At 69.3% G+C, this 12944-nt stretch carries 13 protein-coding genes; 3 read left to right on the top strand and 10 right to left on the bottom strand.

Annotated elements, in window-relative coordinates:
* Window positions 1-167 precede the first annotated feature (167 nt).
* Entirely contained in the window at window positions 168-485 is a 318-nt protein-coding gene (locus AB0959_RS49520) for a glutaredoxin family protein (RefSeq protein ID WP_366833568.1), read from the bottom strand.
* Between the two features lie 128 nt (window positions 486-613).
* Here AB0959_RS49520 and AB0959_RS49515 point away from each other — a divergent pair, with 128 nt between their 5' ends.
* From AB0959_RS49515 to AB0959_RS49505, 3 genes are all read left to right on the top strand, one after another.
* The gene (locus AB0959_RS49515) at window positions 614-1570 is read left to right on the top strand and encodes an HAD-IB family hydrolase (protein WP_366833567.1); all 957 of its coding nucleotides are present in this window, start codon (window positions 614-616) and stop codon (window positions 1568-1570) included.
* Window positions 1571-2352: 782 nt separating this feature from the next.
* Window positions 2353-3129, top strand: a complete 777-nt coding sequence (locus AB0959_RS49510) for an ECF subfamily RNA polymerase sigma factor, BldN family (RefSeq protein WP_366833566.1) — start codon at window positions 2353-2355, stop codon at window positions 3127-3129.
* Between the two features lie 245 nt (window positions 3130-3374).
* Window positions 3375-4661, top strand: a complete 1287-nt coding sequence (locus tag AB0959_RS49505; RefSeq protein WP_366833565.1) for a DUF5667 domain-containing protein — start codon at window positions 3375-3377, stop codon at window positions 4659-4661.
* 94 nt (window positions 4662-4755) lie between these two features.
* Here the strand turns inward: AB0959_RS49505 and AB0959_RS49500 are convergent, their stop codons facing one another.
* From AB0959_RS49500 to AB0959_RS49460, 9 genes are all read right to left on the bottom strand, one after another.
* Window positions 4756-5826 carry a lysophospholipid acyltransferase family protein gene (locus AB0959_RS49500; protein WP_366833564.1) on the bottom strand — a complete coding sequence of 357 codons (1071 nt, stop codon included), beginning with the start codon at window positions 5824-5826 and terminating at the stop codon, window positions 4756-4758.
* Window positions 5827-5840: 14 nt separating this feature from the next.
* Window positions 5841-6902, bottom strand: a complete 1062-nt coding sequence (locus AB0959_RS49495) for an NAD-dependent epimerase/dehydratase family protein (RefSeq protein WP_366833563.1) — start codon at window positions 6900-6902, stop codon at window positions 5841-5843.
* 277 nt (window positions 6903-7179) lie between these two features.
* The gene (locus tag AB0959_RS49490) at window positions 7180-7278 is read right to left on the bottom strand and encodes an AURKAIP1/COX24 domain-containing protein (RefSeq protein WP_003948845.1); all 99 of its coding nucleotides are present in this window, start codon (window positions 7276-7278) and stop codon (window positions 7180-7182) included.
* 166 nt (window positions 7279-7444) lie between these two features.
* Window positions 7445-7657 (bottom strand): helix-turn-helix domain-containing protein, encoded by a 213-nt coding sequence (locus tag AB0959_RS49485; protein ID WP_004984898.1) that lies wholly within the window; start codon window positions 7655-7657, stop codon window positions 7445-7447.
* Between the two features lie 129 nt (window positions 7658-7786).
* Window positions 7787-8602: a phosphatase gene (locus AB0959_RS49480; protein ID WP_366833562.1), complete on the bottom strand. Its 816-nt coding sequence runs from the start codon at window positions 8600-8602 to the stop codon at window positions 7787-7789.
* A 366-nt stretch (window positions 8603-8968) separates the two neighbouring features.
* The gene (locus tag AB0959_RS49475; RefSeq protein WP_366833561.1) at window positions 8969-10141 is read right to left on the bottom strand and encodes an acetoin utilization protein AcuC; all 1173 of its coding nucleotides are present in this window, start codon (window positions 10139-10141) and stop codon (window positions 8969-8971) included.
* Window positions 10092-11318: an MFS transporter gene (locus tag AB0959_RS49470; protein ID WP_366833560.1), complete on the bottom strand. Its 1227-nt coding sequence runs from the start codon at window positions 11316-11318 to the stop codon at window positions 10092-10094. Before AB0959_RS49470 ends, AB0959_RS49475 begins: the two co-directional genes overlap by 50 nt.
* Window positions 11319-11408: 90 nt before the next feature.
* Window positions 11409-12125: a VC0807 family protein gene (locus AB0959_RS49465; protein WP_366833559.1), complete on the bottom strand. Its 717-nt coding sequence runs from the start codon at window positions 12123-12125 to the stop codon at window positions 11409-11411.
* Window positions 12126-12194: 69 nt separating this feature from the next.
* Entirely contained in the window at window positions 12195-12839 is a 645-nt protein-coding gene (locus tag AB0959_RS49460; RefSeq protein ID WP_366833558.1) for an HAD family hydrolase, read from the bottom strand.
* Window positions 12840-12944 lie beyond the last annotated feature (105 nt).

Raw genomic sequence — 12944 nt, 5'->3', positions numbered from 1 at the left:
GGTCACGCGCCCCCGGCGCATCCGTATGGAACCGGCGCGCGAGCACCGTCGTTCCTCACATGATGGGGGCAAAGCCGCACACTCTCCTCAACGATCCCCGCCCCCGAGACCAGTTCGCCATCGATCCTAAGCGACGTTCTGGACCAGTTGGACTACTCAGTCAGGCCTCATGTGAGGGCTTTGCGGAGGCGTTGCTCGTTCACACGCCAGAAAGTGTGTTGCTTTCCGTCGACGAGCACGACGGGGATCTGTTCCCAGTACTTCTGATAGAGCTCCTCGTCCTGCGTGATGTCCTTCTCCTCCCACGGCACCCCGAGCTCACCGCACACCTTCTCGATGACGGCGTGGGCGTCATCACAGAGATGACAGCCGGGCTTGCGGATCAGGGTGACGAGGTGGCCCCGATGGCTCTGAGGCTTCTCGGGTGCCGTCTGCTTGTCCGTACGGCGGTCGTTCCGCCTGAAGAGGGGACTCATGTCCGCCATTCTCGCGCCGCTCACCGCACGCGGACACGCCGATCGGACGCCTTCCTTAACGGCACCGCCCCAGAGAGTTCACACCCTCCAAACCTCGCGACTCCGGAAGCACCGAACAGACTGGCTATGCTCACGACATGGCCGCTCTTGGATGGCTCACTCCCCGTAGGCGCTCCGCCACGGCGCGGAGCGTTTTGGCAGGCGAGGCTTCGGCGGAGGCAGCGCGCAAGTCCTCGCAGGAACAGGAACTACAGGGCCTGGAAGGCCTCGAAGGCCTGGAAGGCCTGCCCGGCGAGGCCGAGCCGCAGTTCCCCGTGCACGGCGACGAGCAGGCCGCCGCGTTCTTCGACCTCGACAACACCGTCATGCAGGGCGCCGCGCTGTTCCACTTCGGGCGGGGCCTGTACAAGCGGAAGTTCTTCGAGACCCGCGATCTCGCCAAGTTCGCCTGGCAGCAGGCGTGGTTCAGGCTGGCCGGCGTCGAGGACCCGGAACACATGCAGGAGGCGCGCGACTCCGCCCTCTCGATCGTCAAGGGCCACCGGGTGGCCGAGCTGATGACGATCGGCGAGGAGATCTACGACGAGTACATGGCCGAGCGGATCTGGCCGGGGACACGCGCGCTGGCGCAGGCTCACCTGGACGCCGGCCAGAAGGTGTGGCTGGTCACGGCGGCCCCCGTCGAGATCGCCACGGTGATCGCCCGCCGCCTGGGCCTGACCGGCGCGCTGGGTACGGTCGCGGAGTCGGTCGACGGCGTCTACACGGGCAAGCTGGTCGGCGAGCCGCTCCACGGCCCGGCGAAGGCGGAGGCGGTACGGGCGCTGGCGACGGCGGAGGGCCTGGACCTCTCCCGCTGCGCGGCCTACAGCGACTCCCACAACGACATCCCCATGCTGTCCCTGGTCGGCCACCCCTACGCGATCAACCCGGACACCAAGCTCCGCAAACACGCCCGCCAGTTCGACTGGCGCCTGCGCGACTACCGCACGGCCCGCAAGGCCGCCAAGGTCGGCCTCCCGGCAGCGGCAGGCGTCGGCGCGGTGGCGGGCGGCACGGCGGCGGCGATCGCGCTGCACCGTCGCCGCCGGTAGCCTCCGGCGGTTGGGGCGGTTTCGCGTGGTGGGTGCCTGAGGTTTGCGGGTGGCCCACCCGCCGTCGTGGCCTGTCGCGCAGTTCCCCGCGCCCCTGGGAGTTCGGGCGCACCCGGCATGACGACGTACCGTCTCCGGCGCATACCGGGGCGCCTGCGGTTGGTTCGCGGGTCGGGGGCGCGCCGGGCGGGAGGTCTCCGTCCTCGGTCCGGCGGTTGATGTGGGTGCGTGACGTTCCCGGTGGCGGACGCCGGCCGCTGCGGGCGGACACCCCCGGCACACCCCCCTTGCGCGCGTCGGCGGCTGCGGGTGCGTGGTGGTGCGGGTCGGTGTCGGGTGCGCCCAGGCTTTCAGGGGGCGCGGGGCGGTGTTGATCTGCGGCTCCGCCGCGTGGGCGCGACAAGCCACAACGAACCCGCACCCGCCCACCAACAGAGCCCGGCAGACGAGACACCCCTGGCCAACCCGCCGGAGGGAACCCCTATTCGTGCCCCCTTACCCGCACGTCACCCCCGCCAGTCACACTCCCCGCACCCGGCCACAACACGCCCCGGAGCGAAGCTCAAAGCGAGCCCATACGAACAACAAGCGGTCGCGGAACGGCACTTGAACAGGCGTCAATCGGTTACAGAAGCGACGTAATCGACGATTTTAGCAACTGGGTGTAGCAGTGCCTGCACGAAGCGTTATTCTCCTCAGACGCAAAACGGTACCCCTCCGTCGCTACGACGGGTGAACGGTCCCGTACTGCACGTGATGGAAGCTCTGCCTCTGGGAGTCCCGTGTACCCACACGTCGGGGTTGACGCCTCGGGCCTGGCTACGCTGCGCGCAACGGTCAAAGACATGCTGCGCGGCTTCGTCCCCACCGCGTACGCCGCACCCGCGCTCGCCGTTCCCGCCGCCCATGTCGGCCCGTGCTACGCACTCGCCGACGGCACCGCGGTGGTCAGCAGACGCGCCCGCGCCGGCTCGACCACCACCACCGCCCGCCGTCCGGCCGCGGACAGCGACAGCGCACGCATGATGGATCTCGTGGAGCGCGCCCAGGCCGGCGAGGCCGACGCGTTCGGCCGGCTCTACGACCAGTACAGCGACACCGTGTACCGCTACATCTACTACCGGGTGGGCGGCAAGGCGACCGCCGAGGACCTCACCAGTGAGACCTTCCTGCGCGCCCTGCGCCGGATCGGCACCTTCACCTGGCAGGGTCGCGACTTCGGCGCCTGGCTCGTGACGATCGCCCGCAACCTCGTCGCCGACCACTTCAAGTCCAGCCGCTTCCGCCTCGAGGTCACCACCGGCGAGATGCTCGACGCCAACGAGGTCGAGCGCTCCCCCGAGGACTCCGTCCTGGAGTCCCTGTCCAACGCCGCGCTCCTCGACGCCGTACGACGCCTCAACCCCCAGCAGCAGGAGTGCGTCACCCTCCGCTTCCTCCAGGGCCTCTCCGTCGCCGAGACGGCCCGCGTGATGGGCAAGAACGAGGGCGCGATCAAGACCCTCCAGTACCGCGCCGTCCGCACCCTCGCCCGGCTCCTGCCGGAAGACGCCCGCTGAACAGCACCTCCGCACCCCACGTTCAGTGACTCCCAACTCACCTTCCGTAAAAGACCGTTGACTTCTCGGACGGATCATCCGCCGTCCGTAACCCAAGTACTCCGCCGCTCGTTGTGCGGGATGCAGACTCCCTGTGGTCACGCCTTGGCCTACATCGATCACTCGATCGTGTGGAAGTGGTCGAGGCGTGCAACCCTCAGGACCCCCTGGGGAGTCGACCGTCATGACGAGAGGAGGTGCCGCCAGTGATCGCGAACGTATCGGCACACCGGCGGGCGAACGCCTTCGCCCAGGCTCTGGATGAGCTGCCCGACCGGGACACGGCGGCAGAGCAGCCCGAAGGTTCGGCTTCGGCCACCGCGGGACAGGCCGAGCGGGGGCACCTGTTGGCCCTCGCGACCGGTCTCGGTGAGCTGCCCAAGCCGGAGCTCGACCCCGAGGTCAAGGTCGTCCAGCGGGCCCAGCTCGTGGCCGCGATGGAGGCCATGCTGCAGGAGGGCACGGCTTCGGGCGAGGCGGACCCCGTGGTGCCCAGTCAAAAGGGGAGCGAAGCGACTTCCGCAGAAGGGCGGTGGTGGGAGACGGGCGGGCGGTCGGGCCGGGCGCGGGGCGCTCATCGGGCGAGCCCACTGGGGAAGTTGCGGCCACGTTCGCGGCTGACCAAGGGGCTCGCCGCGGGCGGGCTCAGCGTCGGTGTGGCCGCGGGAGCCTTCGGCGGTGTCGCCGCCGCCAGTTCGGACGCCCTGCCCGGTGACTCGCTGTACGGCCTGAAGCGCGGTATCGAGGACTTCAAGCTGACCTGGGCCGACGACAACACGGACCGCGGCGAGCTCTACCTCGACCAGGCGTCCACCCGGCTCAGCGAGGCCCGCCGGCTCATGGAGCGCGACCGCGGCGGTCCCCTCGACCACGAGTCACTGGGCGAGGTCCGGCGCGCCCTCACGGGCATGCGGCACGACGCGTCGGAGGGCCACCGCCTGCTGCACGAGGCGTTCGAGCGGGATCCCGAGTCCCTGGGCCCCATCCAGGCCCTCTCCGCCTTCTCGCGTTCCCACCGCGCGGCCTGGGGAGCGCTGCGTGACCGGCTGCCCGTGCAGCTCGGGGACGTCAGTCGGCAGGTCTCGTCGGTGTTCGACGCCATAGACGAAGAGGTGGCCCCGCTCCAGTCGCTGCTGCCACCGCCCCCGCAAGAGAGCGGTGACGGCAGGCAGCGCGGCACCGGTCCGGGCTCCACCGGCTCCGCGCACACCGACCGGCCGACCGCCCCGAGCGCCACCGGCAGCGGCTCCTCAAGCCGCAGCCCCAGCGGCAGCGGCAAACCGCAGCCGTCCAGTTCGGGCTCGGAGAGCGGCGGCGACGGCCTGCTCGGCGGCAACACGGGCGGCCTCCTGGACCCCTCCCAGGGCAGCACCGGCAGCTCGTCCCCGTCGTCCGGCAAGAGCACCCCGCCGACGGACCCGGACGTCACCCTGCCCCCGCTCCTCCCGGGCCTCCTGCCCGGCCTGGGCATCGACGGCAAGGACGCGAACTAGATCCCTGCGTGTACGGCGGTGGGGGCGCTCACAACAAAGAGGGCGCCCCCACCGCCGTACGCACCGAAAAGGTGTCCCCGCACGGGACGCACCCTCAGAAGAACACCGACCGCCGCTGCACCAACAACTTGTACAACGTGTGCTGGATCTGCTCCCTGACCTGGTCCGTCAGGTTGAACATCAGCATCGGGTCCTCGGCGGCCTCCGGCGGGTAGCCGTCCGTCGGGATCGGCTCGCCGAACTGGATCGTCCACTTCGTCGGCAGCGGAACCGCCCCCAGCGGACCGAGCCACGGGAACGTCGGAGTGATCGGGAAGTACGGGAACCCCAGCAGCCGCGCCAGTGTCTTCGCGTTGCCGATCATCGGGTAGATCTCCTCCGCGCCCACGATGGAGCACGGGATGATCGGCGTGCCCTGGCGCAGGGCGGTCGACACGAAGCCGCCGCGGCCGAAGCGCTGGAGCTTGTAGCGCTCGTTGAAGGGCTTGCCGATGCCCTTGAACCCCTCGGGCATCACCCCGACCACCTCGCCGCGCGCCAGCAGCCGCTCGGCGTCCTCCGCGCACGCCAGCGTGTGACCGGCCTTGCGGGCCAGCTCGTTCACCACCGGCAGCATGAACACCAGATCGGCCGCCAGGAGCCGCAGGTGGCGGCCCGCCGGATGGTTGTCGTGCACCGCGACCTGCATCATCAGGCCGTCCAGCGGCAGCGTGCCGGAGTGGTTGGCGACGATCAGGGCCCCGCCGTCGGACGGGATGTTCTCGATGCCCTTCACCTCGACCCGGAAGTACTTCTCGTACACCGGCCGCAGCAGCGACATCAGGACCTGGTCGGTCAGCTCGGCGTCGTAACCGAAGTCGTCGACCTCGTAGTCGCCCGTCAGCCGCCTCCGCAGGAAGGCCAGCCCTCCGGCGATACGGCGCTCCAGACCATCGCCCTGGGACGTCTCAGGCGTCTCGGGTCCCTCCGGCGCCTCCGGCTGCTCACCTGTCACAGGAACATCATCCTGCCTGAGCGGAGGATCCGGCAGTGCCTGGACCTCACGGACCAGCGCGGACTCGCCCTTGCGCCGGCTCCCGGCGGCACTCCGGCGGCGCGGCGGGCGCTGCGGGGCACCGGCGCGCGACCGGTCGTCGTCGAACGGAATGACCTTGGCATCCGCCATCGTTGATGCGCTCCTCAGTTGGCGCTCTGCGTCGGGGGCCGGCCACCGCCCAGGGCGGGCAGTGCGGCGATCCGGTCGACGGCCCTCGAAAGGGCCTCCGGCGGCAGCAGTCCGGGACCACGGCTGCGAGCGAAGTCCGCGAACGTCTCCGTCGTCGTGTACTTGGGTTTGTAGCCCAGCGTCTCGCGCATCTGGACCGTCGACACGACCCGCCCGTGGGTCAGCAGCCTCAGCTGCTCCGGCGAGAAGTCCGTGACACCCAGGGTACGCACCGCGGAACCCACCCAGCTCAGGGCGGGCATCAGCAGCGGCACCGTGGGCCGCCCGAGCCTGCGCGCGCACTGCGACAACAGCAGCACCCCGTCGCCGGCGACGTTGAACGTGCCGCTGTTGAGCGTGCCGCGGGCCGGCTCGTGCGAGGCGATCCGCAGCACCTCGATCACGTCGTCCTCGTGCACGAACTGCAGCCGCGGGTCGTAGCCGAGCACCGTCGGCAGCACCGGCAGCGAGAAGTACGAGGCGAGCGGCGAGTCGGCGCTCGGCCCCAGGATGTTCGCGAACCTCAGCACGCACACGGCCACATCGGGCCGACGGCGCGCGAACCCGCGCACGTACCCCTCGACCTCGACCGTGTCCTTCGCGAAGCCACCGCTCGGGAGCGACTTGGGCGGCGTCGTCTCCGTGAAAACGGCCGGATCTCGCGGCGCGGACCCGTACACGTTCGTACTGGACTTCACCACCAGCCGCTTGACCGCCGGGGACTTCTGGCAGGCGCCCAGCAGCTGCATCGTGCCGATGACGTTGGTCTCCTTGACCGTGGTCCGGCTGCCGCTGCCCAGCGGGGTGCCCGTGACGTCCATGTGCACCACGGTGTCCACGCCGTGCTCCGCGAGCACGCGCCCTATCGTCGGCTGCCGGATGTCCGCCTGCACGAAGTCCGCGCCGCCGAGATGGTGCTGGGGCGGCACCGCGTCCACCGCGACCACACGGTCGACCTCCGGGTCACGCTGGATCCGCCGTACGAACCGACCTCCCAGCTGACGGGCCACCCCGGTCACGAGTACGACCTTGCCCAAGATCAACGCCTTCCTTTCAGACGTCGGCACCTGCCTGTGGAGTGCTGTTCGTACTCTGCCGTGTTCCCCGTGTGTTCGGCCACGTTAACGGGTCGATGTTGCGCTGTGATGACCGCCCGACGCACGAAGTGACGAGTTCCGGCTGTCGTACGACAGGACGGTATGACTGTGGCCCCCCACCTCATGGGTGGGGGGCCACAGAGCGCGTTGTCGCAGCGCTCACGCAGAGCCGTAAGACATCAGCCTCCGGGTGGAACAACCACCCTCGGGGCCGGCCTTACTTCTTGTTGCGACGCTGAACGCGCGTGCGCTTGAGCAGCTTGCGGTGCTTCTTCTTCGCCATCCGCTTGCGCCGCTTCTTGATAACAGAGCCCACGACTACCCTCGCTCACTTCTCATCACTCGGTGCTGAGGGCCATGGGCCCACACGACCTACGAGGGGCTAGCCTACCCGCCCGAGCGCTGAGCTCGTAATCGAGGCGGAGCCGAGGGGCCCCGGGAGTCCCGCAGGGACCCCGTGACCCCTCAACACCCATACGTCGTCAGGCTGTCTCCACCCCCACATAACTCTCGCGGAGGTACTCGTGGACAGCTTGCTCCGGCACCCGGAAGGACCTCCCCACCCGGATCGCCGGCAGATGACCGCTGTGCACCAACCGGTACACGGTCATCTTCGACACTCGCATCACCGAGGCGACTTCCGCCACGGTCAGGAACTGAACCTCGTTCAGAGGCCTCTCGCCAGCTGCAGCCATGACACACCTGAACCTTCCGCACTCGACGGCCACCGGCTTCCCCTTCCGGTGACTCTTCGTCGCTGCGTGCTCACTCCCCAATGTAGGGGCGGGTGATGCGAGTGGGGAAGAGGGGATGGCATCGGCGCCTTACTGTGACAGACACGCTCGATTGAGTACGTAGCGGGTAAGCGGTCGGTAGTAATCAGACCGCACAGCGTCATCAAGCGGAACGACGACGGACACCCGCCCCTCTGCCTGACCGACGAAGAGCGCGGGATCGTCCGTATCCGCCGGCCCCATCGCCTCAAACCCCAGCTGACCTGCCCCGCAGACCCAACCGTGGTCCCCGATGACGAGCTCCGGGAGCGGCCCCCCACCCTCGGCGGCAGCGGCCAGAACGGTACGAACCGGGAGCGGTGAATGTGTGTGTGCGCCGGTCTCACAACCGGAGCTTCGAGCGCCGGGTTCGCGTACCAGCGCGACTCCTCGTACGTAGTCGAGGTTGTGCGTGCGTAGACCGAACCGGGTCGTTATGTCGACACGTCTACCCATCGCGGGGGTGAGGATCTCACACCCCGCCGCCGACAAGGCGTCTGCCAGACCGCCGTAGAACCCGAGCAACCGATGCGGATGTCCGGTCCCCAGAAGCACCGGTGCCCTACGCCGCGCGACCTCCGCGAGGCGTTCCGCAAAGGCGTCCAGGGCCGCCAGAGTCCGTTCCGGATCGATGGCGTCCAGGCCGGAGGTGACCCCCGGGTCCCCCGAGACCCCACACCTGTCCGCCATCAACGCGATCAGTTCCGGCTGCCCCCAACTCCCCTCGGGATCCAGCCCCATCAACACCCGCGGATCCCGAGCCGCGAACAGCCGATACCTCCGCAGGCTGGCCTCCCGCGAAGTGGCCACGACCCCCGCAAGCCCGGAAGCCAACAAATGCTCCCGCAACGCTCCGGTGCTCAACACGGGCCCGATGCTGACGTATCGGAAGAGAGGGAACACCGAGAACGCCCAAAGACCGCACGGTCGGCGTAACTGGGCACTCGTGGGACCGCGGGAATTGGACGTGCTTTCCGGGGCCGCGGGGAACTGCGCGGCTTTTCGGGGCCGCGGAGAACCGGCCGTGCTTCTCACGGCTGCGGGGAACTGCCCGGTTTTCAGAGGCGCGGGGAACTGCCCGGTTTTCAGGGGCGCGGGGAACTGCGCGACCAGCCCCCACCCACCCGCACCCAACCAACCCTCCCCAACCACCCCCCACCCCACGGGGGTCTGGGGGCGCAGCCCCCCCGGGACAGGATGGGACGGGTAGGGGCGGCGGGGGCGAGAAAACCCCTACGGCAACAACCCCCGCAACGGAAACACCGCCCGCCGCGTAGCCAACACAGCCTGATCCAACCGATCCGCAGGGTCGTACCCCGCCTCCCACCCCACCCACTCCACCGGCCACCGCCCATCAGTCATCCGCGCAGGCGCCAACTGCCGCGTACGCGCGAACACCTCCTGCCGCCACCCGTCAGGAATCCCCGCCGAGGGCTCGATCGGCCGCCCCGCCGCCACAGCCACCAGATGCGTCCACGACCGCGGCACCACCTCCACCACGGCGTACCCGCCCCCACCCAGCGCGACCCACCGCCCGTCCGCGTACTCGTGCGCCAGCTCATGACAGGCGACCTGCACGGCCCTCTGCGCATCCAGCGAGACAGCCAGATGCGCCAACGGATCCTCGAAGTGCGTATCGGCTCCGTGCTGCGTCACCAGCACCTGCGGCCGGAAGTCGGCGATCAGCTCGGGCACGACCGCGTGGAACGCCCGCAACCACCCCGCGTCCCCGGTCCCCGCCGGAAGGGCGACGTTCACCGCCGACCCCTCGGCACTGTCCGCCCCCGCCTCCTCCGGCCACCCGGTCTGCGGGAACAACGTCCGAGGATGCTCGTGCAGCGAGATCGTCAGCACCCGCGGGTCCTCCCAGAAGGCGGCCTGGACCCCGTCCCCGTGGTGCACGTCCACATCGATGTACGCGACCCGCTCGGCCCCCAGCTCCAGCAGCCGCGCGATCGCCAGCGACGCGTCGTTGTAGATACAGAACCCCGACGCACCCCCGGGCATCGCATGGTGCAGCCCGCCCGCGAAGTTCACCGCGTGCAGCGCGTCCCCCCGCCACACGGCCTCCGCGGCACCCACGGACTGCCCCGCGATCAGCGAGGACACCTCGTGCATACCGGCGAACGCGGGATCGTCCATGGTCCCCAGCCCGTACGACCCGTCGGCCGCCCCGGGGTCCGCGGACGCGGCCTTGACCGCCGCCACGTAGTCCTCACGGTGCACGAGCCGCAACGTCGACTCCCCCGCCGGCTTCGCCGACACGACGTCCACCTCACGATCGAGCCCGAAGGCGTCGACCAGTCGTCGTGTCAGGGCGAGCCGGACGGGATCCATCGGATGGTCCGGCCCGAAGTCATAGCCCGTTACTGCCTCGTCCCACATCAGCTGTGCGCGGCCGCTCATGCCCGCCACCGTATCGGTCCGGTTGAGCGGCGAACGACCTGGCATACACCAACGTCAGCAGCACCAACACCATCGGCACCAGCATGGCCCCCCGATAGGTCCAGGCGTCACCCAACGCCCCCACCAACGGCGAGCCGATCAGGAACCCGACGTAGTTGAAGACATTGAGCCGAGCCACGGCCGTGTCCGACGCCCCCGGGAACAGCCGCCCCGCGGCCGCGAACGTCTGCGGCACCAGCACGCACAGCCCCACGCCCAGCAGCGTGAACCCGAGCATGCCGATCCAGGGCCCCGACGCCCCCGCCACCACCGCGAACCCGAGCGCCGCGACCAGCGCCCCGCCCCGCACCACCGCAACGGCCCCGAACCGCCGCACCCCGAGGTCCCCGATGGTCCGCCCGAGCAGCGTGGTGATCATGTAGACGTTGTACGGCACCGTCGCCAGTTGCTCGGAACTCCCCAGCACGTCCTGGAGGTACTTCGCGCTCCAGTTGGAGACCGTCGAGTCCCCGATGTACGCGAACGTCATCACCAGACACAGCGGCAACAGCAGCTTGAAGACGACGGGCCCGCTCTCCGCCCCGTCCTGCGCTCCGTCCTTCGCCTCGACGGGCGCGCTCCCCCCGTCGACGTACCACCGGCTCCCCACGAAGGCCACCGGCAACAGCACCACCACGACCGGCAGATACGACACGAACAGCGCCAGGTCCCAGTGCGCCCCCACCCACGCCAGCGAGGCCCCCACGATCCCACCCAGGCTGTACGCCGCGTGGAAGCTCAGCATGATGCTGCGCCCGTACGTCCGCTGCAGGCTCACCCCGAGCATGTTCATCGACGCGTCCAGCGCACCCACGGAGAGCCCGAACGCGGCGAGCGCGATGCCCAGCTCGACGAAGTGCTCCCCCGCGCTCACCCCCAACAGCGCCAGGAGCACGACGGGCTGGGCCCAGCGCAGCACCCGGCTGGGCGGTATACGCCTCACCAGCTTCTCGGTGGTGACACTGCCGACACCGGCGAGCACCGGCACGGCGGCGAGGAACGCGGGCAACAGCGCGTCGGAGACGCCGTACCGGTCCTGGATGGCCGGGATACGCGTCACCAGCAGAGCAAAGGCGACGCCCTGAGCGAAGAAGCTGAACGCCAAAGAGGCCCTACCGCGCCGCAGCACATCTGTCATGGCGGCGAGCGTAGGGCCCCAACGTACTCGTGGGTAGATCCAGCCAAAGGTGAATTTCCCTCAGCTTTACCCGGCGGGTCACCGGGCCGGTTACCGGGCGAGTTCGAGCTCCCGCACCTGGGCCGCCTTCTTCTGTGCGTCCTTCACCTCGGCGGCGACCATGCTCTCCATCGGCCCGGCCGCGAGAGCACCGCTGACCAGCATCCCGCCCAGGATCGAGACGGCCATGACGACCCCGCCGAGCCACACCATGGTGTCCACGGGGATGGTGTACGCCCCGACCACCCGCGCCACACACTCGGCGAGCAGCACCGCACCCCAGACGAGCGAGAAGACCCGCTCCTTCCGAAGGAAGTCCGCCGAGCGGGACGAGGCACCCGACTCCAGCCGCTCCCAGGCGGCCTCCCTGGCCGTGTCCCCCTTCACCAGGAAGGGCTTCATGCCCGCGGTCATCATCGGCTTCCCGAGCGCCACGGAGACCAGGATCCCGACCGCGATCGTGCTACTGACCGCGCCGTCCTTGGCGAGCATCAGGCGCGGGTCACCGGAGACGAAACTCAGCAGCAGCGACACGACGTTGACGACGAGGATCAACCCCGCCAGCGCGTTGGTCCTGCGCTCCTTGACCGCGCCCCACACGGTCCGCAGAGCGGGCACCACGCTGCTCCAGGCGAGCGCCGCGAAGGTGCTCGTCCCGAAGCCGTCCTTGAACAGGTAGTACGAACCGAGCGGCACCGCCACATCCACGATCAGCGGCGCGAAGTTCTTCGACATGCTCTGCTGCTGGGGAACCGTGTTCGTCGTCATGCCCTTAGCTTCGCCGTGGGCGGGGGTCGGGCGGTAGGAACGATCGTCCGGTGCTCCGCATGACAAATGTCAGGCGAGCAGACCCGTCAACTCGCCCATGTCGGGGAAGAGTTGGGTGGCACCCGCCAGCCTGGCGGCAGGCGTCATCGAGGTGAAGCCGTACACGTCCATCCCGGCCGCGACAGCCGCCTGCACCCCCAGGGGAGAGTCCTCCACGACCACACAGCGGCCCGGCGCGACACCCATCCGCTCGGCCGCGTGAAGGAACAGGTCCGGAGCCGGCTTCCCCTTCCCGACGTCCTGCGAACTGAAGATCCGCGACTCCTCGAACCACTGATCCAGCCCGGTCGTTCGATGCCCCACCCGAATCCGCTCATGGCTCCCCGAGGACGCCACACAGTACGGCACCTCGTCCGCGGCCAGCTTCTCCAGCACGTCCACCACACCCGCCACAGGCGTCAGTTCCCGCTCGAACGCCGCGAACACCCGCCGGTGGAACACGTCATCGAACTCCGCCGGCAGCCGCTCCCCCGTACGCTCCAGCACCAGATCATGGATCCGATGCATCGCGGAGCCCATGTAGTCGCGGATGGAGTCCTCGTACGATGTGGGGTGCCCGAGCTCCGTCAGATAGGCGGCCAGCAGCCGGTTGGATATCGGCTCACTGTCCACCAGGACACCGTCATTGTCGAAGATCACCAAGTCGTAGCGCATAGCCAGAGCATAAACGCAGAAAACCCCCGCACCGTGAGGTGCGGGGGTTTTCCCAATAATCGTTCGGCGGCGTCCTACTCTCCCACAGGGTCCCCCCTGCAGTAC

Source organism: Streptomyces sp. NPDC046862 (assembly GCF_040704615.1).
GTDB lineage: Bacteria > Actinomycetota > Actinomycetes > Streptomycetales > Streptomycetaceae > Streptomyces.
The sequence above is the reverse complement of the archived record's forward strand: the minus strand, read 5'-3'. Positions and strand labels throughout refer to the sequence as shown.

Bases quoted from the DNA above. Each gene is read 5' to 3' on its own strand.
- AB0959_RS49520 (WP_366833568.1), bottom strand. From the start codon at position 485: ATGGCGGACATGAGTCCCCTCTTCAGGCGGAACGACCGCCGTACGGAC.
- AB0959_RS49515 (WP_366833567.1), top strand. From the start codon at position 614: ATGGCCGCTCTTGGATGGCTCACTCCCCGTAGGCGCTCCGCCACGGCG.
- AB0959_RS49500 (WP_366833564.1), bottom strand. From the start codon at position 5,826: ATGGCGGATGCCAAGGTCATTCCGTTCGACGACGACCGGTCGCGCGCC.
- AB0959_RS49485 (WP_004984898.1), bottom strand. From the start codon at position 7,657: ATGGCTGCAGCTGGCGAGAGGCCTCTGAACGAGGTTCAGTTCCTGACC.
- AB0959_RS49475 (WP_366833561.1), bottom strand. From the start codon at position 10,141: ATGAGCGGCCGCGCACAGCTGATGTGGGACGAGGCAGTAACGGGCTAT.
- AB0959_RS49470 (WP_366833560.1), bottom strand. From the start codon at position 11,318: ATGACAGATGTGCTGCGGCGCGGTAGGGCCTCTTTGGCGTTCAGCTTC.
- AB0959_RS49465 (WP_366833559.1), bottom strand. From the start codon at position 12,125: ATGACGACGAACACGGTTCCCCAGCAGCAGAGCATGTCGAAGAACTTC.
- AB0959_RS49460 (WP_366833558.1), bottom strand. From the start codon at position 12,839: ATGCGCTACGACTTGGTGATCTTCGACAATGACGGTGTCCTGGTGGAC.